The sequence below is a fragment of the Peribacillus sp. NPDC055009 genome (genome assembly GCF_053608705.1).
Genome location: NZ_JBSGVZ010000003.1, coordinates 155,235 through 178,957 on the forward strand (window position 1 = coordinate 155,235; position 23,723 = coordinate 178,957).

The window sequence follows — 23,723 nt, forward strand, 5'->3', positions numbered from 1 at the left end:
AAGGAGTTGCTAGCACGTGTTAATAGGATTAATGGCCGCGTCGGATACACATGAAAACAACTACTTCACCGAAATAGCCAAAACCGCAAAATCATTTAATATGAAAGTTTGTAAATTCTCACCGGAAAATATTGATATGGATCTGAAAAAAGTCCGCGGCGAGCGTTTTGATGACGAGAATGAAACTTGGAACGCCGCATCTTTTGATATACCTGATTTTGTTTATGATCGCTGTTTTCACGGATTAGTCCGGGAGTCAACGGAAACGCGGCACAAAATCGATTGGTTAAAAGATAACTCGTATTTCTTGGGGCTTGGCCTTCCTGGTAAGTGGGAAGTGTATCAAATCCTAAAAAACCATCCACACCTACAGGCATTTTTTCCAGAGACCGTACAAGTGACGACACCTGAAGATATTACCGGTCATTTGGAACGCCTGGATAAAATCATCATCAAACCTGAATTCGGTGCAGGCGGTACAGGGATCTATCTGCTTTCAAAAAACGAGGACGGCACCTTGGTATCCATGACGAAAAAGGGCACCAAATATGACCGCCAATTCCCCTCCAAATCTCAGCTTAACAAATGGCTGCAGCATTTATTAAATCGATACCGTTACCTCTGCCAGCCATATTTGGAGCTTTGCAACCAAAATAACGAGCCATTCGATTTACGGATTTTACTTCAAAAAAACGAGAAGAATCAATGGATGGAACGTGGCCGCGGAATTCGTACGGGACAAAAGGACGGACTCACCTCAAATCTTGCCACAGGCGGGGAAGCCATTTCATTGGATAATTTCATCAAAAGAAATCCGGAAACGATTTCGATTGCCGTCGAACAAAAGATTCAGCATATCCTTCGCACCCTGCCGGCAGAAGCCGAAGCTGTCTTTGAAAGGTTATTCGAGTTGGGAATCGATATAGGCATCGATAAAAAAGGCCAAATATGGATAATGGACATTAACTCGAAGCCCGGAAGGAAAATCATTCAGGCACTACAGCCGGAGACCATGAAAGATATTCATCGCGCACCGTTTCAATATAGCCAGTATTTAGCCGAACATCTTCAGAAAGCAGGTGAATAGAAGTGAGAAAGACTTATCCTGCCGAAATTGCCGCTATCCCCGGCAATGTTCTCTACTACCCTTCAGAGCTTGGAGATTTGGCAGAGATTGAATTAATTTATTTCGGACGACATTCATGTCCTGCCACCGTCAAACAAAACCCGGCCGTCAATCAATCAATCGTCCTTTCGGAAAGCCTTGCGGAATCTCTAATATTCGATCATACCGATATTCCCCTTCATTTATTCATATACGGCAAGAGCATTCATATCGGACCGCTGGTCGGAATCTTTTCATCAGGCTTCACCGGCATTTCAAACAAACCATTGGGCGAGAGATCGGATTTTTTCGCAAAGCTCCTTTCGCTTAGCAGGACCACAGGCTGTATCCCCTTTGTATTTGGGGAGAATGTAATCAATTGGGATGAGGAGACAATCAAAGGTTATGTGTTTGATAACGATGACTGGCACATTAATGAATTTCCTTTTCCTAATGTCATCTATGACCGGCTCCCAAATCGGTTGACGGAAAACCGCGATGGACCTAAAGAAGTGAAGCAGAAATTTCAAAAAGAATATACCATTCCATGGTATAATCCTGGTTTTTTCAATAAATGGGAGGTAAATGAAAGGTTATGCGCAGATGAGCGGGCACTGCCATATTTGCCGGAAACGTATCCATTTCAATCCATGTCCGTGGTGGAAACCCTTCTTTCCCATTACCGGCAAGTTTATATAAAGCCCATTCACGGCAGCCTCGGCCTAGGGATTCATCAAATTCTTTATGATAAGCATGAGAATGTTTACTATTGCCGCTATACAAATGAAGCAAAAGAAAATAAACTGCAAAAGTTTTCCACACTGGAATCCATCGTTAAACATATTTTTCACGACCGGCCGCTTGAGAATCTTATCGTGCAGCAGGGCATCCCATTAATTCGATCTGAAAAACGTCCAGTGGATTTCCGGGTCCATACGAACAAGGACAGTAATGGAAAATGGCAGGTAACCGCGATCGCCGCAAAAATCGCCGGTGCCGGCAGCGTCACGACCCATATTAAAAGCGGGGGTGTGATTAAAACGGTTGCCGAACTGTTTGGAGATGACGGTGAGGCCAAAGAAGTCGAACGAAAGCTATCGGAAGCCGCACTGATTTTAAGTGACAGTATAGAAAAGAACTTGGACGGCATCGTTGCAGAAATAGGATTTGATTTTGGATTGGATAAAAAAGGGCAGGTTTGGATGTTTGAAGCCAATTCCAAACCGGGACGTTCCATCTTCTCCCATCCAAAACTCAAGGATTTCGAATTGCTGACCAGAAAGCTTAGCCTTGATTACGCCATTTATCTTACGGAACAGACGATTACGAAATCAATCAGTGTGCCGCGATGAACATTTTTTACGATATCCCCACTGAAAATTGGTACCACAATCAAGAAAATGCGGAACTTTTCGCAGGCTCTGCCGAAGAGGTAATCAGCTATAATAAGGATCATACGAATCAACCCCTATTTCCTATCACCATATTTCCAGGTAACCGGATGCTTGCCGTCGGCATACTGACTGTTTCCAATCCCAAAAAGGAATCAGGTTTGGGTGGAAACCTGACCCTTTTTCGGGACCTATCACTATATTTATTGAAACATGGAATATTGGCGTATGTATTCACAGAAAAGGCCCTTCATTCCGAATCGATGAGAGGGTATGTTTTTTCCTCCATTTCAAACAAGTGGATCGAATGTAAAGTGCCCTTCCCTGACATCGTCTATAACCGAATCCCCTCTAGGAGCTATGAGGCGTCAGGAGAATTCCAACAGCTCATCGGATATTTTAAAGAATCTCGCATGAATCTTTTCAACCCCTGTTTCATAGATAAATATGTGATGTTCGAAGCATTGATGGAAGAAGGATCCCTCACCAATCACCTTCCGCCCACCATGGTCTTGCGAAACAGCGGCTGCCTTGATGCTTTCCTGGAGACCTACAGGCATATATACCTTAAACCCTGCAAAGGAAGCCAAGGTAAAGGCATTTATACCATCATCAGAAATGATGATGATACACTATTGTTCAATAGCTTAAAGCATAGTGAGTCCTTCCCGGATTTCGCGTCATTCTGGGAAACAAAAAAAAGGGATTTATTAAAAAGGAGCTACCTTGCTCAACAGGCGATCATACCAAAAAAACTTTTTGGACACCGTTATGATTACCGGATTCTGGTCCATTATGAAAAAGGTTTTTATAAAGTGACCGGCAAAGCGGTAAGGATGTCACAAACTCAGGAAATCACCACCCACACTCCCCAAGGGGGTAAGATCTTTCCTTATCAAGACCTGCAATCAAGAAGCCTGAATCGAAAATTAGCGAAAATCGCCCAAAAAAGCGGTGAGATACTTTCAAAAAAAATCGGATTTCTCGGAGAGTTTTCCATGGATATAGGGGAAGACGAATCAGGATCGCTCTTCATATATGAGGTGAACTCAAAGCCCATGCAATTCGATGAGGAGGAAATTGAAACAAACAGGCTTTTGCATTTAAAAAATCTTTTTATTGAATTAACTTTTCCCAGACTGACAATTAAATAGCACCTCCAGCTGCCGTTTTCCATTATACTTAAATGAGAAACTGTATATATGGAGGTAATACATATGATTACTCATTTTCAATGGACACCACTGCATAAGAATCTGCCAGGATGGAAAATTTCCTTTTATTTCAACAAGCAGGCAGTCCAAGCCTTGTATCATAAAGATGGATCCATCGAGTGGACAGCCAATCCGCCTTCCGAAACAGATGAAGCCAAACTTAAAAGCATGATACATGATTTAATGATCTTCCATGTATATGAATGAACCGCCTTTACATTCATGAAATCCCTAAACAGAATAAAAAAAACTCCTTTGCCTAAACTAAAGAAAAGGCTAGGAGGGATTTATTTTGGATAAAGAAAAAATGACATTTTTGAAGGATACCGAATATGATGGCAAGGACTCCGTTTACCTTGATATCGACCGTATCATCAATGAAGGAATGGCGGGCGGAAATGTGTATGAAGTCGCTAACCTTCAGAACATCGAAGAAGCACATGATTTTTATGATGAAACAGATCCCAATATCAATAAATGAATTATGTGGGCTCTCTTATGGAGAGCTCTCCTTTATATCAGTCAGACCGTTAACATTCAAATTGTTCGATTCTCCCTGGCACTCAAAATATTTTCGTTTAATATCGATGTAATGATATGCTCTGAATCCCATTCATGCCCAGATATCTCGATAAGGGGATAGCGATTCGGTAAAACGACCTGCTGGATTTCATGAACGGTCAGCCCTTCAGAATACAGACGTAAAATTTCACCTTGGAGGTTTTCCAAATAATCCAACTTTTTCCTGAACATTTCCTTTCCATCAGGGACATGCCCAGCATGGCAGCAAAACACTTCCCCGAAGTCAAATTGAAGTAATCTTTTTATTGAATCAATGATGACCGGGACAGACTCTTCCCGTAAGACAAGCTTTGTCTTTGGTGTTACGAAAAGGTCTCCTGAAAAGAGCACGCCATTACTGTTATTCAAATACACCATATGGTCCTTCGCATGGCCGGGGGTAAAAATCGGCTCCCACGTTTGGGTGCGTGAATGAATGACCTCCCCTAGCGGCTCAGCTTTAAAGGCGTCTCTCTTCCCCCAGAAAATTTTGCGATATTCAGGATATACAGCATCCTTTGCACAAACCTCAACCGACATCGGGTGAATGAAAAGCGGCACCTTTTTATGTTCCTGTATCCATGCAGCGCCCCCCGTATGGTCTTCATGATAGTGAGTCAGGGCCACTGAGTCGAAGTCTGCGGACTCATAGAACGGAATAAGCTCTTCCAGTAAAATCTGTGCGCCAGTATCTATCAATAGTCCATCCGTTAAAAAAACATTAACACTCATCCCCGACTTGTTCCCGCCAGGAGTCGCATGCACACAAACCACATCATTTATCGTTTTAATTTCTATCATTCAATCGCCTCCCCATCATTGTACAAAAATAGTTTTATCTTCCTTTTTTTAACTTTACTATAATAAATGTAGTACCACTTTACCTTTTTGACAAGGAAATGTTGGTATAATTAACCTGGATGTAAATGCTGGATTATTGTATAATATCCCGGCCTACATCCAACTCAAACCATTGAAATACGCTCAATTGCGAGGCAGTGTTGACCTATCGGCGCTCCTTGGCAACTTCGCTCTTGCAGCGAAAATGGACCACAAGACACAAGATGTAGACGCTCAAATTCCCAAGGATATTATATCGGTAGTGGAATCCGACCAGTTTGAAAAAGTGATCGATGACAAACTTCGGAAATCCAGACTGGATGAATTGATCAAATAATCGAGGCCTGCTTCCCCTTTACCGGGTACAGGCCTTTCATTAAGGAGAACGAATATGAATACCTTACTGGAGGTCCGCAGCGGCCCCGCTTATTATGCCTGTAAAGCTAATGTCCTTGAAACACTGGAAGCAAAACTGAGTAAAGGAAACATTCGTAAAGTGCTCGTTATTCATGGGAGAAAATCATGGGAAGTTGCTGAACCCTTTTTTCCTTCCTTAGAAAATATTGAGACGATCTTTTTCACATACGGCGGGGAATGCAGTGATGCGGAAATTGAACGCGTCAAGAACTCCGCTCATGAACACGGTGCGGATGCATTGATCGGCATTGGCGGAGGTAAGCTGCTCGACCTCGCCAAATCGGCCGGTAACTTGCTTCAAAAGGAAATCATCCTCATTCCGACCCTGGCTTCCACCTGCGCTGCCTGGACACCGTTGAGTGTCATTTATGATGATAATGGTTCATATGTCCGCTATGATATTCATGAAAAAAGCGCTTGGATGTTATTTATTGAACCAGGAATTCTTCTTAATTCACCCATTAACTATTTACGTGCTGGAATCGGCAATACATTGGCGAAATGGTACGAGGGCAATGCACTGGCCGAACAGCTTGCCACGAAGTCCGTTTGTATTGAATTGGCCCATATAGCCGCAAGGCAATGTCAGGAAGTTTTATTGACATATGGCGAGGAAGCCCTAGCTGATTTGGAAAAGGGTAAATGGTCAGACGCGCTGCAGCGTGTCATTGAAACGAACATCATCACCAGCGGTCTAGTTGGCGGCTTTGGCGACCAGTACCTGCGGGTTGGCGGAGCCCACTCCATTCATAATGGCATGACTTCCATCACGCAAGCGAATCATTTACTTCACGGGGAAAAAGTGGCATATGGCATTTTAGTCCAGCTTGTGCTAGAAGGGAAATTCTCGGAAATCAAACAATTGCTGCCAATCTACCAGGTGCTTAAACTGCCGATGACATTGCTTGATATTGGCCTGACGATTGAACATAAGGCCGAACTTCAACAGATTGCAGCCCACTCTGTCAAAGAAGGTGAAGACATCCATCTCCTTTTCCCTAATATCAACAAGGAAAAAGTGGCAGCGGCCATGGAAAACCTTGAAATCCTCACAAACCATGCAAGCAGCTCCATGAACTAAAAAACGATGGGGTCTTTACCCCATCGTTTTTTTAATTTCCTTCACATTGTTTATTTAAAAATAATAATAAAAGAATGTTTCAACCTACTGTCTGTTTCCATAATCCAAGGAGATCACTTTCATGTTGTCTGTGAATGCCTGCTTTTCTATCGGCAGATTCCGGACGGCTCTTTTCCCAATTCCATATATCTTCGAGAGTTTCTGATAGGGGACGGAATGTTAGTCCATTATTGATGGCTTTATCGTTATCGATAGCCAAAAACCCATTCAAAGGTTCCTTTCCTCCAGGTAAAGGGAATTCTTCTGGTATCCATAAAGGCATTTCTCCCCACGGCTCTACTTTATTGTCCTTTAAAAATTTTTCAGATACCCATGTAAAATCAGCATTACTTCTTGTTACCTTTTTGCAGCCTTCAAGTAATTGCTCCATAGTCAGTGTGTAATCTGGGCCAACGGCATTATACGTACCTGTCATGCTTTTTTCTATCATTTGTATGATCCATTGGGCCAAGTCCCTTGCATCGATAACTTGGATTGGACGTCCGGGGCGTCCAGGAGCTAAAATTTCTCCCCCATCCGCTATCCTTTTAAGCCAGTACGGCAATCGGTCAGTGTAGTCATATGGACCCACTATTTGCCCGGCACGAATTGACAGGACTTTCCCCGGCAGTTCTTTTTCAGCTGCTTTTTCGCTTAATGATTTTAACGGTCCATAATATTCACCGTATATCGGTCCAGCAGTTCCGTGGGTGATCTCCTCTGCTTTATCTTCATTTAGTGTATGAACTTCTCCATTTTCATCAATTCCTGGCTCGGTCGGATCACTGTAAACTGAGATGCTTGAAATATATGTATAGTGTTTAACTTGATTAAGCAATCTGCAGGATTTCGATACAGTTCGCGGGATAAATCCTGATGTGTCAATGACTGCATCCCACTGTCTCCCTTTCAACATTTCCAGGTCCCCGTCGCGGTCCCCTTTTAACTGTTCTATTTCGGGAAAGACATAAGGATCGCTTCCACGATTAAAAAGTGTGACATCATGCCCTTTCCCTATCGCAGCTTTTGCTAAATACCGGCCTAAAAACCGTGTACCGCCCAATAGTAAAATGTTCATAAGATCTCCTCCTCTTTAACGATATTCCATAAAGCATACGCAATACCCTTTCCTAACATTAATAATACTTGCAACTTTTCTTTGATTTTCCCTTTCGGAAAAACTGGCAATATCCTAATCTTTTGAACTTTATTCTTTTTCGCTATAATGAAATGGAAAGAGAGAAAGAAGGTGGAACCGATGCTTGAAAATCTTAAACAAAAATTCCCGAACGCTCTTACCAATAAAAAGGATACTGATGATATTTCTGATTATGTTTGGTTCGAAGAATCCAGAAGTATACTTGGCATTCCCCGTTCAGAAATCACAGCCGAGGAAATCCGTTTATTGGAACTGCTTTTTGCTCCTTCCATAAACCCAAAGAACCTCAATGCACATCCAGACTCATCATGGAAAAATTTTTTATCCGAACCGAATGCACCGTTGCCTTTAACGAGCTGGGAGAATGTTCGATTCCTTCATTTCAAACTGACTCATGCTGATTTTTCCAACTCCGATTTTGAAGAGGCCTTCCTCGCTTTCGTTCCATCTGACGCAGCTATTATCTGGGAAAATGAAACGGCAGGAGTCTTAATTGAAACGGACAAGGATGAACCATTATCAAATAAAGAACTAATCGCCATTTCTTCCACGCTTGAGAGTGATTTTTATGTAAAGACCCGTATGTTCACGGGGCGCTTTCATCCTGTAAATCAAGACCTTCACCATCACTGGGCCCAGGAGAAAAGGTGTTTTGATTTGGCACAGGTGCATCTGCCGGATCTAAAGGTGACTGATTTGGCAGATATCATCCCTCATTCATTAATAAATGATCCATCCTTTAAGAATGCAAAGTGGTATATCAATCAAATTCTTGGCAAGACCAAGCAGGATACTGAGCTTATCAAAACAGTTAAAACGTATATTGAATGTAATTCCAATGCCACCTATGCCGCCAAACAGCTTTATATACATCGGAACAGCTTACAATACCGAATCGATAAATTCTCTGAAAGAACTGGTCTCGATATTAGAAACTTCCGTCATGCCCTTACTGCGTACTTGATTTTTCTTCTGAATGATTAATTTCCATTACAAAGAGGTAATATCATCCTTTTTTGTGCAATGTGCCCATACTTTTTTCTAAACCGATAGCTTAGACTATAGCTAATTGGTACAAGTAATCAGGAGTTTAAAAGGGGGATTTTACATGGCAGAGTTAGTGTTAGATCATATATTCAAGATTTATGATAAAAAGGTGACGGCTGTTAAAGACTTCAACCTTCGTGTTGCCGATAAGGAATTCATCGTTTTTGTGGGACCTTCCGGTTGCGGCAAATCAACGACATTAAGGATGATTGCCGGACTGGAGGACATTTCCCAAGGGGATTTATACATAGACGGCAAGCGAGTCAATGATGTCCCTCCTAAAGATCGTGATATTGCGATGGTTTTCCAGAACTATGCCTTATATCCTCATATGACCGTATTTGACAATATGGCATTCGGATTAAAGCTCAGGAAAACGCCAAAAGCGGAAATCAAGCAAAGGGTCAATGAAGCGGCAAGGATTCTCGGACTTGAAGAGCTGCTAAACAGGAAACCTAAAGCGCTTTCAGGTGGTCAGCGCCAGCGTGTGGCTCTCGGCCGTGCAATTGTAAGGGACGCAAAAGTTTTCTTGATGGATGAGCCATTATCCAATCTCGACGCAAAGCTGCGGGTTCAAATGCGTGCCGAAATCGCTAAATTGCATAAACGGCTCGACACTACAACGATATATGTCACGCATGACCAAACAGAGGCAATGACCATGGCGACACGCCTTGTTGTAATGAAAGATGGTATCATCCAACAGGTTGGTGCTCCAAAGGACGTTTATGAGAAACCAATAAATGTTTTCGTCGGCGGCTTTATCGGATCGCCTGCCATGAACTTCTTTACCGGAACATTAAAAGAAGGCACAATTAAAATAGGCGAACAAACGCTTGAAATACCTGAATTGAAAATGAAAATGCTGCGTGATCAAGGATATGCCGGAAAAGATGTTATCCTTGGAATCCGTCCGGAGGATTTCCATAATGAAGGAGCTTACTTCACGAAGTCCCCTAACACTACATTCACGACCCAAATTGATGTAGCCGAACTCATGGGCGCGGAGATTATGCTCTACTCCACATTAGAGGGGCAGGACTTCGTTGCACGGGTCGATGCCAAGAATATTATTCAGGCAGGGGAAAAGATCGATCTTGCCCTCGACATGAATAAAGCACACTTTTTTGATAAAGGGACTGAACATCGCATTTTAGTTGAAGAAGATGAACAGATGCAGGAAAGCATGAAGTTATCTGCCAATTAAACGTAAAAAGACCCATTCATAATGGGTCTTTTTACGTTTATTTAAATTCATTCCTGGACCAATACCACTTCATCATGTCCGCATTCCGGGCATTTCATGAGATGCGGGCATTGGCCTTTTTGAAGGGATTGAGGGTATCCGTCGTTTTCTTTAAGTATGTCGATATCCATATAAGCACTGTAATCATCCGCGTAGTCCATGAATTTCCCTTTATCCTCAAGATCACTGCCGCATTCCGGGCATTTCACATGAATTTTTCTCAGACCGTTGCAAAGCGGGCATATAGACATTGTTTTTCCTCCTGTTCCCGATACTTATGATTTCAGTATTTGTAGATTCCATTATTTTAACACATGGAAACACCCTCCCTAATACCAGAGGGAGGGCACTACTAATTATTTATTAACCATGTTAGCAGGATCGACCCATGCTTTGAATTCATCTTCCGTCAGGAACTCCAATTTCAACGCCGCTTCTTTTAACGTAGAGTTGTCCTTGAATGCCGTTTTGGCGATCTTGGCTGCTTTTTCATAACCGATATGCGGGTTCAATGCTGTCACCAACATAAGGGAACGTTCTACATTTTCTTTGATTTTATCTTCATTTGCAGTGATGCCTACCGCACAATTGTCGTTGAATGAATGAATGCCTTCCGTCAATAATTTGACCGTCTGCAGGAAGTTATAGATGATGACTGGTTTGAATACATTCAATTCAAAGTTACCTTGACTTGCTGCAAAGCCAATTGTAGCATCGTTACCAACGATTTGTGTTGCAATCATGGTAAGCGCTTCACTTTGTGTTGGATTGACTTTACCTGGCATGATGGAGCTGCCCGGTTCGTTTTCCGGAATGGCTATTTCGCCGATTCCGCTTCTTGGTCCACTTGCAAGCCATCTGACATCGTTCGCAATTTTCATTAAATCCGCCGCCAATGCTTTCAAAGCACCGTGTGCGTAGACGATTTCGTTATGGCTAGTCAATGCATGGAACTTATTATCAGATGTGACAAAAGGGTATCCTGTATCTGCTGCAATTTGTTTGGCAGAGAGTCCAGGGAATTCTTTTTTTGTATTGATTCCGGTTCCTACAGCCGTTCCGCCTAGAGCAAGGTTCAATAATTTTTGGCTGCTTTCTTCAATCATCGCTAGATCCTTATCGAGCATCGCTTTCCAACCGGAAATTTCTTGTCCTAATGTTAATGGAGTAGCATCTTGAAGATGTGTCCGGCCAATTTTCACGACATCCCAAAATTCTTTTTCTTTTGTATCGAATGTATCACGAAGGGCTTTGATGGCAGGGACCAATTTTTCAGCGACTTCCATAAAGGCTGCAATATGCATGGCGGTCGGGAAAGTATCATTTGAGCTTTGCGCCTTGTTAACATCATCATTCGGGTGAAGGGTTTCAGATTCACCATTTTCTTTTAACCACTCATTCCCTTTGTTAGCGACCACTTCGTTCACGTTCATATTACTTTGCGTGCCGCTTCCCGTTTGCCAAACTACAAGCGGGAAATGTTCATCAAGCGTACCTTCAAGGATTTCCCCGCAAATCTTGACGATGGCATTCTTTTTAACTTTGGAAAGATCACCAAGATCATAGTTCACCTTTGCCGCAGCTTGTTTAACGTATGCAAATGCACGAACTAATTCAATCGGCATTTTTTCGTTACCTATTTTGAAATTGTTACGGCTTCTCTCAGTTTGTGCTCCCCAATATTTATCAGCAGGAACTTTCACTTCACCCATCGTATCTCGTTCGATTCTGTATTCCATGTGTTCTCCTCCTATGTTTGCACTATTCATTGAAGACCTTTTGCATATGAAATGAATAATGTCGGATTATTCTTTCTCTCCATACATTGTACAAACTTTATTATTTTAAAGCAAAAATATCCCGCTGACCCTTTCCATGTTTTCTGAAAAATCCAAGTTCCATTCATGTTTATATGAAAATTCAATTATTCTTTTTAGACACATAAAGTGTAGACACCGCTAGGCTCCAATTGACCTGGTCATGAACATCAAAGCATTATCACTCCCAAAATGTCCTTGACAGTATTTTGTATATATAGTAAATTCAAAAGAAATTGAATAATCTAAACTCTTATCGAGAGAGGTAGAGGGAATGGCCCGATGACACCTCAGCAACCTTCATTTGTTTCAAACCAATGAAAAGGTGCTAATTCCACAAGTTTGTGAACTTGGAAGATAAGAAGAATGACTCGTCCCTACTTAATCAAAGTCTTCTTCTTAAAGAAGACTTTTTTTTATTTTATATAACTCAAAGGAGCAGTGAAAACCATGTACAAATCTGAAACATATCTTGCTCAATTAGGAAATCGCAGCGAAACGGCGACAGGAACAGTCAATCCGCCGGTATACTTTTCAACAGCTTTTCGTCACGAAGGAATTGGCCAATCGACGGGATTCGACTACACAAGGACTGGTAACCCTACACGCCAGCTATTGGAGCGATCCATCGCCGATCTGGAAAAAGGAGACCAAGGTTATGCCTGCAGTTCAGGAATGGCCGCCATCTCCACTATTCTTGCCCTTTTTAAATCCGGGGATGCATGGATTGTCAGCGAAGATCTTTATGGCGGTACATATCGTCTGTTAGAACAAGGTTTTAAAAAATGGGGATTGCAGTGTGACTATGTAAACACTTGTTGTTTGGAGGATATCGAAAAAGCCATCACTCCTCACACGAAAGCCATCTTCATCGAAACTCCCACTAACCCCCTTATGCAGCAAACGGACATTAGCGCCGTTGCGGCATTGGCCAAACGATATAATTTATTGTTAATCGTTGATAACACTTTTTACACGCCTCTTATTCAACAACCCATCGTGCTTGGAGCGGATATTGTGATTCATAGTGCAACCAAGTATCTCGGTGGTCATAATGATGTGCTCGCGGGACTGATCGTTGCTAGCGGCGCTGAATTATGTGATGCACTTGCCTTCCATCATAATGGTACTGGAGCTGTCTTGAGCCCATTTGATTCTTGGCTGTTGATGCGCGGAATGAAAACCCTGGCATTGCGGATGGAGCGTCATGAAAAGAATGCTAAGATACTTGTAGATTACTTATCGGAGCATGATTGTGTCACTGATGTATTGTATCCCGGCAGAGGCGGCATGATTTCTTTCCGCATCATTAATGAAGCGGCGGTCAACCCATTTTTACAATCGCTCTCATTAATTTCCTTTGCAGAAAGCCTTGGAGGGGTTGAAAGCTTCATCACCTATCCTGCCACACAAACACATGCCGATATACCGCTTGAAGTCAGAACGGCAAATGGGGTTTGTAATCGCCTGCTTCGCTTCTCCGTTGGCATCGAGGATAGCGATGATTTGATTGGCGACCTGCAGCAAGCATTCGCACATGTAAAAAGGGAGGCACTACGATGACAGGTCATGATTTTAGCTTTGAAACGAAATTACTTCATAATCAACATAAATTCGATCCGGCAACGGGCGGTGTGAGCGTCCCCATTCAGCATGCATCGACGTTCCATCAATCGGATATCGATCAATTCGGCAAATATGACTACAGCAGAAGCGGGAACCCAACTCGCGAGGCACTTGAAGATATCATTGCCGATTTAGAGGAAGGCACTCACGGCTTTGCCTTTTCATCAGGTATGGCTGCCATTTCAACAGCCTTCCTGCTATTGTCTGCCGGAGACCATATCGTCATTTCCGAAGATGTGTATGGCGGAACGTTCAGGATGGTCACAAGCGTATTGACCCGTTTCAATATTGAGCATACCTTCGTTGACATGACGGACCTTGAAAGCGTCAAAGCGGCCGTTCAGCCAAATACCAGGGCCATATACATTGAAACGCCTTCAAATCCGTTACTTAAAGTGACCGATATTCAAGCTGTATGTGATATTGCAAAAAAAGCCGGTGCCTTAAGTTTTGTTGATAATACATTCTTGACGCCCGCATTGCAAAAACCGCTGAATCTGGGCGCTGATGTTGTCCTTCATAGCGCGACGAAGTTTTTATCCGGACATAGTGATGTGGTAGCTGGGCTTGCGGTCGTGAAAGATCCGGAATTGGCGGCAAGACTCGGTTCGCTCCAAAACTCCTTTGGAGCGGTCCTTGGTGTCCAAGATGCCTGGCTTGTAATGAGAGGTTTAAAAACCTTGTCAGTTAGAATGGAACATTCACAAAAAGGGGCAGAAAAGATTGCAGCCTACTTAAAAGATCAGCCCTTGGTGAAAAAAGTGTATTATCCCGGCCTAGCCGATCATCCACAGCACGCCATCCAGAAAGGCCAGTCACTTGGAGCAGGGGCGGTCCTATCTTTTGAATTGGAAAGTGAGGAAATCTTCCGTTCCTTCGTGAACACTGTCGAGCTCCCTGTATTTGCCGTAAGCCTGGGAGCGGTCGAATCCATATTATCTTACCCGGCCAAAATGTCCCATGCTGCCATGCCTGATGATGAAAGGGAAAAGCGGGGCATCACGAACAGCTTGCTCCGCCTCTCTGTCGGACTTGAAAATCCGGACGATATAATCAAGGACTTCGATGCGGCCCTCGTCAATATTGCCAAAGGGGAAGCAATTGCTGCAAAATGAATAAAGGATGGGTGCCTCATAAATTATGGGCACCCTTTTTCCTTGCATCATTATTAACTCTTTTTCTTCCCAGTCATAAAAAAGGCCATCGATTTCCCGATGGCCTGACTCTCAATTCTTCATATTATATTTATCCAGGAAGCGATCCACCCGTCCTCCTTTTTCAGCAAACTTCTGCTTTCCTGTATAATAAGGGTGCGTATCCGAGCTGATTTCCACTTTTAATAATGGATATGTTTGTCCGTCTTCCCAAACGATCGTTTCATTGGACGTCTTCGTGGAGCCTGTCAAAAATTTATACCCACTGTTGGTATCCATGAATACCACTTGTTGATAATCGGGATGAATTTCTTGTTTCACTATTATCACCTCATCGTCAGTATAGGCATATCTTAAACGTAATGATTACTATTATCAATAATTATGCTTGAAGGTACCAAAAGTCGGTACCCTCATTATAGTTTAATCTTGATGATTCACCCTTATTCAATTGTGTTCAACCAGCCATGCCTTTATGCGGACCAGCCTGCAGTTCATACATTTGATAATACTTCCCTTTTAGTTCCATTAATTCCTCATGTGTACCTTGCTCAGCAATCCGCCCTTTATCCAGTACAAGAATCTGGTCGGCATTTTTTATCGTGGAAAGTCTATGTGCAATGATGAAGGTTGTTCTCCCTTTTTTCAGCACTTCCATCCCCTCCTGGATAATTGCCTCGGTTTCGGTATCGATGCTCGCTGTCGCTTCATCTAAAATCAATATGGCCGGATTGAATGCAAGAGCACGGGCAAAAGAGATTAGCTGCCGCTGCCCGGAAGACAGCGTTCCGCCTTTTTCGATCACGGGTTCGTCCAGCCCTAAAGGAAGATGCTTCAGCACTTTGTCCCCCCCGACATCTCTTAATGATTTTTCAACCATTTCCCTTGTAATGTCTTTATGATTCAGACTGATATTGGAGGCGATGGTGCCAGTAAATAAATAGGGATCCTGAAGGACGATTCCCATATGCTCACGAAGCGTCTGATGAGGGATATCCAATATATTCGTGCCATCGATTTTAATTTGGCCTTCACTGCTGTCATAAAAGCGGAACAATAAATTCATTATGGAACTTTTTCCTGACCCAGTATGGCCAACTAAAGCGACCGTTTCCCCTTGTTTAGCGGAGAAGGAAATGTCCTTTAACACATATTCATTATCCTTATAACCAAAAGAAACATTTTCGAATTGCACGTTTCCTTTGTATCTGGATATGTTTTCATCACTGACTGCCAATCCCTGCTCATCCAATAAACTGAATGCCCGCTCCCCTGCAACAAGCGCCTGTTCAAGATTAGCGAACTGATTGACGATTCCATGAAGCGGATGAAGCAGGCGGCTGATCAAATCAACAATTGCATACATCATCCCTAAGGAAATGGCCGAACTGGCTGTAAGGGAAATCCCGCCGAAATACCAGACGAATGCCATAAGCGCCAAAACCTTAATGACGCCAATCAAGTTTCCACCCGTCAACGAATTCAAATGGAGCATTTTATTTTGATAGGAATAATGCTCCCTGTTTAGATTTTCAAAAGATTGCTTTGTCTCCTTTTCACGTCCAAATGCCTGAATGATGCTCATTCCAGAAATAGATTCATTGATCATCCCATTAATATCGCTGACCCGTTCCCGAATGATGTGATTATATTTCGAGGCGAATTTACGGTATACCATCGTCCAGATAACGATGATCGGAATAAGTAACGTGCCGATGGTACCGACTCGTGGATCCAGAATATACAAAGCAATTAGAACGCCGAAAATATTAATCGTACTCGAGAAGAAGTTGGCGAGCACGGTTACATATAATTCCCGGATCGCTTCCGTATCATTAGTGACCCTGGCTACAACTTTACCCGCTGGCATATTATCGAAATAACGTATCGGCAGACGGGAAATATGCGTAAAAATATCATTTCGCATCTTCTGTATGATTCGGTTCGCCGCTTTCTGTAAATAAAAACTCTGCCCATATTGAAAAATGGAGGAAAGGATGACAAGACTAAAATAAAAAGCCACAAGCTTTATGATCCGAGGGATTTCCGGTTGGTAAAATCCCATCACTTCCTGACTCGTCAATTTCACTGCTTGCGTACGCTGCTCTTTCCCGTCTTTCCTTATTATCAATGATTGGTCCTCCAAGGTTCTGCGCCCATCGATAGGGACAGCCTCATTTACGAAGACAAATTGATTGCCGACCTGCAGAACATGTACTTCCCTGCCTTTCTTCTCACCTTTTGCAAAGTAATCAGCCCGTTTATACCAATTTCCATCATACTTGACAGCATCTTTTCCTTTACCCGCTTCATACCAGGAAGATTCAATGCCAAGTATATGTGAATCGATGATTTTCTTGGCAACGAAAGGACCCGTTAAATCGGCGGCTACCGAAAGTGCCAGCATGATCAGGGCGCCAATGATCAATTTTTTATAAAGGGCAGCATAATTAAAAAGTTTCTTTACGACCTTCATGCCTTCACCTCCGTCCCTTCGTCAACCTGCTGTCGCTCATATTGCTCCTTATACCAGCCATCATTCTGCAGTAAATCCGCATGAGTCCCCTCTTCGATGATCTCTCCGCTGTCCAATACGATTATCCTGTCCGCGTGCTGAACGGCCGATAAGCGATGGGTTGTGATGATGGTCGTTTTTCCTGCTCGTTCATTTTGGATATTTTCGATGATCGTCGTTTCCGTTTTTGCATCTACAGCGGATAAGGAATCATCCAATATAAGGATTTCCGGATTTTTGATCAGTGCCCTGGCAATCGAGATCCTCTGCTTTTGCCCTCCGGATAGTGCGACACCCTTCTCACCGACGAGTGTCTCAAGACGGTTTGGCAGCATCATTAAGTCCTTCTCAAAATCCGCAAGCCGGATAGCTTCAGCCAGTTCATCTTCGGTTGCATCCATTTTACCGAATAAGATATTTTCCCTAACAGACTTCGAGAATAAAAAATGGTCCTGGGGAACGTAGCCGATCCATTTACGAATATCTTCAAGGGTCAGTTGCTCCAGCGGCATGCCTGCAAAAGCGATTTCACCTTTTCCTAATGGGTATTCCCGCAGCAATTGCTTCACGAATGTCGTTTTTCCACTACCTGTTTTCCCCACTATCCCCAATGTTTGACCGCGCTCAAGCTGAACGGAAATATTGGATAGATTCACAACCGTTGAGGAAGGGTATGTAAAATACACTGAATTGAATTGGATATTTCCCGGATTCGCAATACTCTCCAGCCCCAATGAATTCTTCACATCCGCTTCATGTGAAAGGGTATCCTGAACACGATCTAGCGAAGCATTTCCCCTTTGCATGACATTGATCAGTTCACCCACCGCGATCATCGGCCAAATTAACATGCCTAGGTACACATTGAACGAAACAAGTCCGCCAAGAGTTATGGCCTGTTGAAATACAAGGTAAGCCCCATAGCCCAACCCGATTAAATAACTGATGCCAATGATAATGCTGATCGTCGGATCGAAGAGGGCATCGATTCTTGCCACGGCTAGATTTTTGCGATATACATCCTCGGTCATTTCATCAAACCGCTTTTCATCTTCCCGTTCCTGGACATAGGCCCGGATAACACGGACACCTGAAATGGATTCCAGGACCTTGTCATTTAAAGTACCAAAGGCTGCTTGTGCATCCGTAAAACGTTTGTAAATTTTCTTCACGTAAATTTGCATCATCACTGCCATGATTGGAAGCGGCAGAACCGCCGCAATCGTCAACTGCCAGCTGATCGTGGCTCCCATCATGACCACTACCGTAATGGTGAACAGCACAGCGTCAACGAGGGTCAATATCCCGAAACCAGCTGTGAGGGATATTGCCTTTAAATCATTGGTTGCCCTTGCCATTAAATCCCCTGTACGGTTTTTTTCATAAAAGCTCGGCGTCATTTTCAGCAAATGGCCCATAAATCCGGATCTTAGTTTTCGTTCGACCAAGTTTCCGCCGCCGAATAACAGATAACTCCATAAGTAACCAAATAGATAACTGCCGATCAGTACAATCAGCAAATAAATAACGTATTTCATGACCCCTTCCTGCGTCATGCTGCCATTGTTCATATCATCGATGGCATTCCCGACAAGTTTTGGCGGGATAACCTCCAAGATATTCACTATACATAGAAATAAAATCGCCAAGGTGTAACGCTGCCACTGTTCTTTAAAGAACCAGGACAGCTTTTTAAAAATCGCAAACATGAATTCCCCTCCCTTTTGATCAACTCTTTCACTCGCTAACCGCTTTCTGGATCTCCCGGCTGCAATAAAATTTCCAATGTCTTTTGTCTCATTTTAAAATTCCTCCTATCTTTTATATGGAAAGGATGCGAATGCACCTGTAGTCCAAATGCCAAAAAGCCCCCGCCAATTAGCGGAAGCTTTTTTAAATGCGTAATAACACATATAAAAAGCGCAGGCCGCGAAAATTCCACAACCTGCGCTTTAAAATGATCAATGAACACGTCGGATTCTATGTCTAGAAAGACAAGGTCTCAGGGCAGGCGGACGTATGATATTCGATTATGACATCACTGTGCTTAACTGATTTAGTCATGACGTTCGCCTCCTTTTTCATTAATTAATGGTAATTTTTAACTTATATTTAAAGATTACTACGTTTGCATATTTTTGTCAATTGAGACTTTTCTAGATTATTGATGGATAATCCTTTATTCTTATAAGAATGACGTAACCTAAGGAGGTTCAGCATATGCAATGGAGAAAATATATACTCCTGGCGGTTCCCTTTTTATTATCATCCATTTTCATCTTATTTGCCGTACCGGTCCAATATAGATTTTTATCCTTCATGCCTGTGTTTCTTTTCTGGATAGTCTATTATATTTTATTGTACCTGGAAAAGAAGAAGAAAAGATGACCTCACCTTGGGGGCGTTGCAAATGCAACGCCCCTTTCTTGACGGCTCTGCATATAATGATCGAAAAACAACCGTGGTGATTGTATGCTCTCCCAATATTTGCAAAAGCTGTTGGGTAAACACCCTGCCAAAACAAAACCCATCATCGATGATGAAAGATATGGCACGCTAAAATCCCTTTTACAAAATGAGCTCTTTCAGCCTTTTGATGAGTCAAAAGCTTTTTTCCCTGAGGAAACCGCTCTTATAAAAAGCATTCGAACCGAGACTGCTGCCTTGAACCGGAACAATATCACAAGAACACAAGCATATCTTGCCTTTTACAATCGTAATCCAGAGGTCCATTGGGCCTTTTTAGCACATATGGTTTCGAGGAATGGAGGATACCATATGACTGACTTGAAAAGCTCAGCCATGACCCACCTCTTTGACCAATCGGAACGGCAGAAATTCTTCCTGTTCCTTGAGCGCGCCAATTCAGCCATATTTGATGATGCCTTCCCCCAGCTTCTTTTATATGAACATTCTAAACAAAAAGAACTTCCGCTAAGAAGGTATTTACCGGTATTCCGCATTTCAAGATTCATGGCCCCGATTTGGGAATCTTTCATTGAAGAGCCCCATTCACCCCTTTTGACAACGGCCCTTATCATTAATGAGCAAAGAATGCTTCAGGAAAGGATATTAAAACGCACCCGTCATGGTGAAATCCTCCGCAGGCTTGATTTTCAGCTGCAGGAATACTTAGGCTTCATGAAAGTGATCTTTCCTTATGCAAACAAGCAAAAGGGACTTCATTCCTTGACCGGCCTTACCGTTGAACGCTTTGCCGACCCGAAACAGCGTATTGAAACGGGGAAATCATTATATGAGCTTCTTTTTCAGCATCCGGTGGTTTTTCGCGGTGTTGGCCAATTTACTAAAGAGATTCCCCACACGGGTTCCAGAGAGGATTACTGGGCAAGCATATATACCTCTGATGCATCCACTTCAAAAGATGATAAAGTCTACAGCCCCACTCTTCATGATGCATGGGAAGATCAACTATTCTTTCCTCCCCATTCCTTTGATTGGTTCACGAATGTAAGCTTCATAGAAGATTTACAAAGCTTACCGATCATTAAAAAGTCGGACCTGACCAACGAGGTGCTCGAAAATGTCAAGCATCTCAAAACCCTTAACGGAATGAAAGCCATTTTCTAGCATCAAGCCTCTTACTTTGAATATCCCTTCCCCCATTTGGCAAGAATGGTTAGCAAAAAAGAATGGGTGAAGCAAATGAGAGGCATTGTACTATTGAATCCAAATTACAAAATCGGGGATTTACATACTGATGAAAGCTTTGCAATCCAAAAGATCGTGACGGACAAGTATATGGAAGAGAAGAATATTTCCTCGGTCATACTCAATCCGTATCAAATCCACCCTTATTACACAATCCCGCATGAGCTTTTATTCAATTTACAAAGTAAAAAAGCGGGTCAAATCGATTCCCTTGTGCTTCACTCCCTAGAAACGATCGAACGCTTCAACTATATTTACCCTGAAAAATGGCTTGAGCTATGCGGATATTTCAAAGAGGTTATCAGTGTCACGACTCAAACTCCCGTTAGGAAATATGAAGTAAATTAATGCTTATCATGGTACTTAAGTCATTGTGAATGGATTCTAAGGTTTAAAGACCTTTTTTTCATTCATTTACAAAATGTCCTTCCTAGCGCTTTTGCCACAAGAGCGACTCATATATGCATCTCTCCTCATGATTGTCGCTTTGCCGCTTCTTCCTCTCTTTATCTATTAAAACCCCATTGACATTTATATTTATATCAATTTTCCCAATTATAAGATTACTAGGGATTATATAACTCCAGAACATTCTTTTGGAAATATAGATAAATTTACGGATAAAGCATAGAAAAATAAGTTAATTTTATATATCATTGGAGATAGGAATTTTCTTATTTTTTACTTTTACTAGAAAGGAATGTTAATGATGGCCAAAGAAAAAAAGAAAAAAACCCCAATTCCTTTCCGACTGAACTTTATGTTCTTTTTAATATTCATTTTATTTTCAAGCTTAATAATCCGGCTTGGCATCGTCCAAATCGTGTATGGGGATGATTACCTCCGCGAAGTCGACCGAACGGAAAACGATGTGGCCAATACCCCGGTTCCCCGTGGTAAGATGTATGACCGCAACCTGAATCCGGTCGTTGATAATGAGCCACGTAATGCCATTACCTATACGAAATACCCGAATACGAAAACGGCAGATATGGTGAAGACGGCGGAAATCCTTGCCACCTTGATAGAAAAGGATACCAAAAAGGTAACCCTGCCGGATAAAAAGGATTTTTGGATTTTAAAACATCCGAAAGAAGCCGAAGCCTTGATTACCAAGGCCGAGAGGAAGAAAGTAGTCGAAAAGAAACTGGAGCAAAAAGATTTATACAAACTTCAAATGGAGCGGGTAACCGATGAGAATATCAAGGAATTCTCCAAAGATGAATTGGAAGTCATCGCCATCTTCCGGGAATTCAATAGCGGCTATGCCCTCGCACCGTCGATCGTGAAGAATAAAGATGTCACCACTAAGGAATTCGCCAGGGTCAGCGAACATTTGGATGAAATGCCAGGTGTGGATGTAACGACGGATTGGGAAAGGACCTATAAGTATGACGAGACCCTCCGCTCGGTTCTTGGCAAGGTCTCTTCTTCCGAAGAAGGCATTCCCAGTGAAAATATCGACTATTACCTGGCACGCGACTATACCAGGAATGACCGGGTCGGAAAAAGTTATATTGAAAAACAATATGAAGATGTCCTGCGCGGTCAAAAGACGCGGATTGAAAATGTGCTGAGCAAAGGGGAAGTCATCAAAACGAATACCCTCACTGAAGGGCAAAGCGGAAAAGACTTGGTCCTTACAATTGATATGGAGCTGCAGCAACAGGTTGAAAAAATCATCGAGAGAGAATTGTCGAAATCGAAAGCTAAAGGAAATACCTACTTATTGGATCGTGCCTTCGTCGTTTTAATGGACCCGAATACAGGCGAGGTGCTCACGATGGCCGGCAGGCAATACGGCCGCAACAGTAAAACCGGCTTGACCGAAATGAACGATTTCGCTCTTGGAAACATTACGACATCCTATACGATGGGGTCATCTGTTAAAGGAGCCACTGTCTACACGGGCTTTCAGACAGGAGCCATCGCACCAGGGTCAGCTTTTTTTGACAGAAAACTCCTTTTAGCAGGGGCTAATCCCAAAGGATCTTATAGTGATTTGGGTTATGTAACCGATGTCTCTGCGTTAAAGAAATCGTCGAATGTCTATATGTTCATGACGGCAATCAAAATTGCCGGCGGTCATTATATCCCTCACCGGCCGTTAGGAATCAACCGGGAAGCTTATTCAATCATGCGGAATCATTATGCCCAATTTGGATTGGGTGTCCGCACAGGCATCGACCTGCCAAATGAATCCGTAGGGTTTAAAGGAGTCGATATGTCAACAGACGGATTGCTGCTGGATTTATCGATTGGCCAGTATGATACATATACTCCTATGCAATTGGCACAGTATGTTTCAACGATTGCAAATGGCGGAAAAAGACTTGAGCCCCATATGGTCAGGGAAATCAGGAATCCTTCCAATGAACACCAGGAATTGGGCAGCGTTTTTAAAACAATGAGTCCTAAAGTATTAAACGATTTAGGCGGGAAAGACGTTTGGATGCAACGTGTCCAGGAAGGATTCAGACAGGTTGCCCAGGAACCAGGCGGGACGGCATATAAATATTTCGGCGGGAAGTCCTACCGTGCGGCAGCAAAAACGGGTACTGCCGAGGCCTTTTACGATGGACCGCGGAGAAATCAATATAGCGCGCCAGTCCCGACTATCAATTTGACGCTTGTAGGTTATGCACCTCACAATAATCCGGAAGTGGCATTTTCTGTCGTCGTGCCATGGGTGTATCAAGGCAAGCCCTCTGATGATATTAACAAACGGATCGGGCGGGACGTAATGGACGCCTACTTTAAATTGAAGGAAAAAAGAGCAAAAGGTGAATCTGATGCAGATAAAGCAGTAGAAAGCACTCAATGATGATTACAAAAAAGG

Annotated in this window: 22 protein-coding genes and 1 riboswitch; of the genes, 15 read left to right on the forward strand and 7 right to left on the reverse strand. The window is 42.8% G+C overall.

Annotation, left to right across the window (positions count from 1 at the left end):
- Positions 1–16 precede the first annotated feature (16 nt).
- From ACWF5P_RS06970 to ACWF5P_RS06990, 5 genes are all read left to right on the forward strand, one after another.
- Positions 17–1,087, forward strand: a complete 1,071-nt coding sequence (locus ACWF5P_RS06970; protein ID WP_452444739.1) for a YheC/YheD family endospore coat-associated protein — start codon at positions 17–19, stop codon at positions 1,085–1,087.
- A 2-nt stretch (positions 1,088–1,089) separates the two neighbouring features.
- Positions 1,090–2,457: a YheC/YheD family endospore coat-associated protein gene (locus ACWF5P_RS06975; RefSeq protein WP_101224205.1), complete on the forward strand. Its 1,368-nt coding sequence runs from the start codon at positions 1,090–1,092 to the stop codon at positions 2,455–2,457.
- Positions 2,454–3,650 (forward strand): YheC/YheD family endospore coat-associated protein, encoded by a 1,197-nt coding sequence (locus ACWF5P_RS06980; RefSeq protein ID WP_452444740.1) that lies wholly within the window; start codon positions 2,454–2,456, stop codon positions 3,648–3,650. The genes ACWF5P_RS06975 and ACWF5P_RS06980 overlap by 4 nt, the downstream gene beginning before the upstream one ends.
- Positions 3,651–3,713: 63 nt before the next feature.
- On the forward strand, positions 3,714–3,917 hold the full coding sequence (locus ACWF5P_RS06985; RefSeq protein WP_101224207.1) for a YheE family protein: 204 nt from the start codon (positions 3,714–3,716) through the stop codon (positions 3,915–3,917).
- An 85-nt stretch (positions 3,918–4,002) separates the two neighbouring features.
- Positions 4,003–4,191 carry a hypothetical protein gene (locus ACWF5P_RS06990; RefSeq protein WP_053534060.1) on the forward strand — a complete coding sequence of 63 codons (189 nt, stop codon included), beginning with the start codon at positions 4,003–4,005 and terminating at the stop codon, positions 4,189–4,191.
- A 56-nt stretch (positions 4,192–4,247) separates the two neighbouring features.
- Here ACWF5P_RS06990 and ACWF5P_RS06995 read toward each other — a convergent pair whose 3' ends face one another.
- Entirely contained in the window at positions 4,248–5,072 is an 825-nt protein-coding gene (locus ACWF5P_RS06995; protein ID WP_452444741.1) for an MBL fold metallo-hydrolase, read from the reverse strand.
- Between the two features lie 136 nt (positions 5,073–5,208).
- On the opposite strand from ACWF5P_RS06995, the gene ACWF5P_RS07000 reads away from it, so the two are divergent.
- Both ACWF5P_RS07000 and ACWF5P_RS07005 read left to right on the forward strand, forming a co-directional pair.
- Positions 5,209–5,448 carry a hypothetical protein gene (locus ACWF5P_RS07000; protein ID WP_434168817.1) on the forward strand — a complete coding sequence of 80 codons (240 nt, stop codon included), beginning with the start codon at positions 5,209–5,211 and terminating at the stop codon, positions 5,446–5,448.
- Positions 5,449–5,502: 54 nt separating this feature from the next.
- Complete coding sequence (locus ACWF5P_RS07005) at positions 5,503–6,609, forward strand: iron-containing alcohol dehydrogenase family protein (RefSeq protein ID WP_452444742.1); 1,107 nt, start codon at positions 5,503–5,505, stop codon at positions 6,607–6,609.
- Between the two features lie 79 nt (positions 6,610–6,688).
- On the opposite strand, the gene ACWF5P_RS07010 is transcribed toward ACWF5P_RS07005, so the two are convergent.
- Entirely contained in the window at positions 6,689–7,726 is a 1,038-nt protein-coding gene (locus tag ACWF5P_RS07010) for an NAD-dependent epimerase/dehydratase family protein (RefSeq protein ID WP_434168815.1), read from the reverse strand.
- Positions 7,727–7,906: 180 nt separating this feature from the next.
- On the opposite strand from ACWF5P_RS07010, the gene ACWF5P_RS07015 reads away from it, so the two are divergent.
- Together ACWF5P_RS07015 and ACWF5P_RS07020 are read left to right on the forward strand one after the other, a co-directional pair.
- The gene (locus ACWF5P_RS07015; protein ID WP_434168814.1) at positions 7,907–8,791 is read left to right on the forward strand and encodes a helix-turn-helix domain-containing protein; all 885 of its coding nucleotides are present in this window, start codon (positions 7,907–7,909) and stop codon (positions 8,789–8,791) included.
- 124 nt (positions 8,792–8,915) lie between these two features.
- Positions 8,916–10,061 (forward strand): ABC transporter ATP-binding protein, encoded by a 1,146-nt coding sequence (locus ACWF5P_RS07020; protein WP_101224212.1) that lies wholly within the window; start codon positions 8,916–8,918, stop codon positions 10,059–10,061.
- Between the two features lie 47 nt (positions 10,062–10,108).
- On the opposite strand, the gene ACWF5P_RS07025 is transcribed toward ACWF5P_RS07020, so the two are convergent.
- Both ACWF5P_RS07025 and fumC read right to left on the reverse strand, forming a co-directional pair.
- A complete protein-coding gene (locus ACWF5P_RS07025; RefSeq protein ID WP_076367341.1) occupies positions 10,109–10,351 on the reverse strand; it encodes a hypothetical protein in 243 nt (80 codons plus the stop codon).
- Positions 10,352–10,456: 105 nt separating this feature from the next.
- Entirely contained in the window at positions 10,457–11,839 is a 1,383-nt protein-coding gene (gene fumC, locus ACWF5P_RS07030; RefSeq protein WP_452444743.1) for a class II fumarate hydratase, read from the reverse strand.
- Positions 11,840–12,167: 328 nt separating this feature from the next.
- A riboswitch (SAM riboswitch) is annotated at positions 12,168–12,281 on the forward strand.
- An 86-nt stretch (positions 12,282–12,367) separates the two neighbouring features.
- Between fumC and ACWF5P_RS07035 the strand changes: the two genes are divergently transcribed.
- Together ACWF5P_RS07035 and metC are read left to right on the forward strand one after the other, a co-directional pair.
- A complete protein-coding gene (locus ACWF5P_RS07035; RefSeq protein WP_452444744.1) occupies positions 12,368–13,480 on the forward strand; it encodes a methionine biosynthesis PLP-dependent protein in 1,113 nt (370 codons plus the stop codon).
- Entirely contained in the window at positions 13,477–14,658 is a 1,182-nt protein-coding gene (gene metC / locus ACWF5P_RS07040) for a cystathionine beta-lyase (protein ID WP_101224215.1), read from the forward strand. The genes ACWF5P_RS07035 and metC overlap by 4 nt, the downstream gene beginning before the upstream one ends.
- Before the next feature lie 111 nt (positions 14,659–14,769).
- On the opposite strand, the gene ACWF5P_RS07045 is transcribed toward metC, so the two are convergent.
- From ACWF5P_RS07045 to ACWF5P_RS07055, 3 genes are all read right to left on the reverse strand, one after another.
- Complete coding sequence (locus tag ACWF5P_RS07045) at positions 14,770–15,018, reverse strand: type B 50S ribosomal protein L31 (protein ID WP_101224216.1); 249 nt, start codon at positions 15,016–15,018, stop codon at positions 14,770–14,772.
- Between the two features lie 136 nt (positions 15,019–15,154).
- A complete protein-coding gene (locus ACWF5P_RS07050) occupies positions 15,155–17,173 on the reverse strand; it encodes an ABC transporter ATP-binding protein (RefSeq protein WP_452444745.1) in 2,019 nt (672 codons plus the stop codon).
- Entirely contained in the window at positions 17,170–18,921 is a 1,752-nt protein-coding gene (locus ACWF5P_RS07055) for an ABC transporter transmembrane domain-containing protein (protein WP_434168808.1), read from the reverse strand. Before ACWF5P_RS07055 ends, ACWF5P_RS07050 begins: the two co-directional genes overlap by 4 nt.
- Before the next feature lie 511 nt (positions 18,922–19,432).
- On the opposite strand from ACWF5P_RS07055, the gene ACWF5P_RS07060 reads away from it, so the two are divergent.
- From ACWF5P_RS07060 to ACWF5P_RS07075, 4 genes are all read left to right on the forward strand, one after another.
- Positions 19,433–19,600 carry a hypothetical protein gene (locus ACWF5P_RS07060; RefSeq protein WP_434168807.1) on the forward strand — a complete coding sequence of 56 codons (168 nt, stop codon included), beginning with the start codon at positions 19,433–19,435 and terminating at the stop codon, positions 19,598–19,600.
- Between the two features lie 84 nt (positions 19,601–19,684).
- A complete protein-coding gene (locus ACWF5P_RS07065; protein ID WP_452444746.1) occupies positions 19,685–20,803 on the forward strand; it encodes a DUF2515 family protein in 1,119 nt (372 codons plus the stop codon).
- A 75-nt stretch (positions 20,804–20,878) separates the two neighbouring features.
- Entirely contained in the window at positions 20,879–21,232 is a 354-nt protein-coding gene (locus ACWF5P_RS07070; protein ID WP_452444747.1) for a hypothetical protein, read from the forward strand.
- 361 nt (positions 21,233–21,593) lie between these two features.
- Positions 21,594–23,708: a peptidoglycan D,D-transpeptidase FtsI family protein gene (locus ACWF5P_RS07075; RefSeq protein ID WP_452444748.1), complete on the forward strand. Its 2,115-nt coding sequence runs from the start codon at positions 21,594–21,596 to the stop codon at positions 23,706–23,708.
- Positions 23,709–23,723 lie beyond the last annotated feature (15 nt).

Excerpts from the sequence above, each read along its gene's own strand:
- ACWF5P_RS06980 (WP_452444740.1), top strand. The coding sequence starts at position 2,454 with ATGAACATTTTTTACGATATCCCCACTGAAAATTGGTACCACAATCAA.
- ACWF5P_RS06985 (WP_101224207.1), top strand. The coding sequence starts at position 3,714 with ATGATTACTCATTTTCAATGGACACCACTGCATAAGAATCTGCCAGGA.
- ACWF5P_RS06995 (WP_452444741.1), bottom strand. The coding sequence starts at position 5,072 with ATGATAGAAATTAAAACGATAAATGATGTGGTTTGTGTGCATGCGACT.
- ACWF5P_RS07005 (WP_452444742.1), top strand. The coding sequence starts at position 5,503 with ATGAATACCTTACTGGAGGTCCGCAGCGGCCCCGCTTATTATGCCTGT.
- ACWF5P_RS07010 (WP_434168815.1), bottom strand. The coding sequence starts at position 7,726 with ATGAACATTTTACTATTGGGCGGTACACGGTTTTTAGGCCGGTATTTA.
- ACWF5P_RS07015 (WP_434168814.1), top strand. The coding sequence starts at position 7,907 with ATGCTTGAAAATCTTAAACAAAAATTCCCGAACGCTCTTACCAATAAA.
- ACWF5P_RS07020 (WP_101224212.1), top strand. The coding sequence starts at position 8,916 with ATGGCAGAGTTAGTGTTAGATCATATATTCAAGATTTATGATAAAAAG.
- ACWF5P_RS07025 (WP_076367341.1), bottom strand. The coding sequence starts at position 10,351 with ATGTCTATATGCCCGCTTTGCAACGGTCTGAGAAAAATTCATGTGAAA.
- fumC (WP_452444743.1), bottom strand. The coding sequence starts at position 11,839 with ATGGAATACAGAATCGAACGAGATACGATGGGTGAAGTGAAAGTTCCT.
- ACWF5P_RS07035 (WP_452444744.1), top strand. The coding sequence starts at position 12,368 with ATGTACAAATCTGAAACATATCTTGCTCAATTAGGAAATCGCAGCGAA.
- metC (WP_101224215.1), top strand. The coding sequence starts at position 13,477 with ATGACAGGTCATGATTTTAGCTTTGAAACGAAATTACTTCATAATCAA.
- ACWF5P_RS07050 (WP_452444745.1), bottom strand. The coding sequence starts at position 17,173 with ATGAAGGTCGTAAAGAAACTTTTTAATTATGCTGCCCTTTATAAAAAA.
- ACWF5P_RS07055 (WP_434168808.1), bottom strand. The coding sequence starts at position 18,921 with ATGTTTGCGATTTTTAAAAAGCTGTCCTGGTTCTTTAAAGAACAGTGG.
- ACWF5P_RS07060 (WP_434168807.1), top strand. The coding sequence starts at position 19,433 with ATGCAATGGAGAAAATATATACTCCTGGCGGTTCCCTTTTTATTATCA.
- ACWF5P_RS07065 (WP_452444746.1), top strand. The coding sequence starts at position 19,685 with ATGCTCTCCCAATATTTGCAAAAGCTGTTGGGTAAACACCCTGCCAAA.
- ACWF5P_RS07070 (WP_452444747.1), top strand. The coding sequence starts at position 20,879 with ATGAGAGGCATTGTACTATTGAATCCAAATTACAAAATCGGGGATTTA.
- ACWF5P_RS07075 (WP_452444748.1), top strand. The coding sequence starts at position 21,594 with ATGGCCAAAGAAAAAAAGAAAAAAACCCCAATTCCTTTCCGACTGAAC.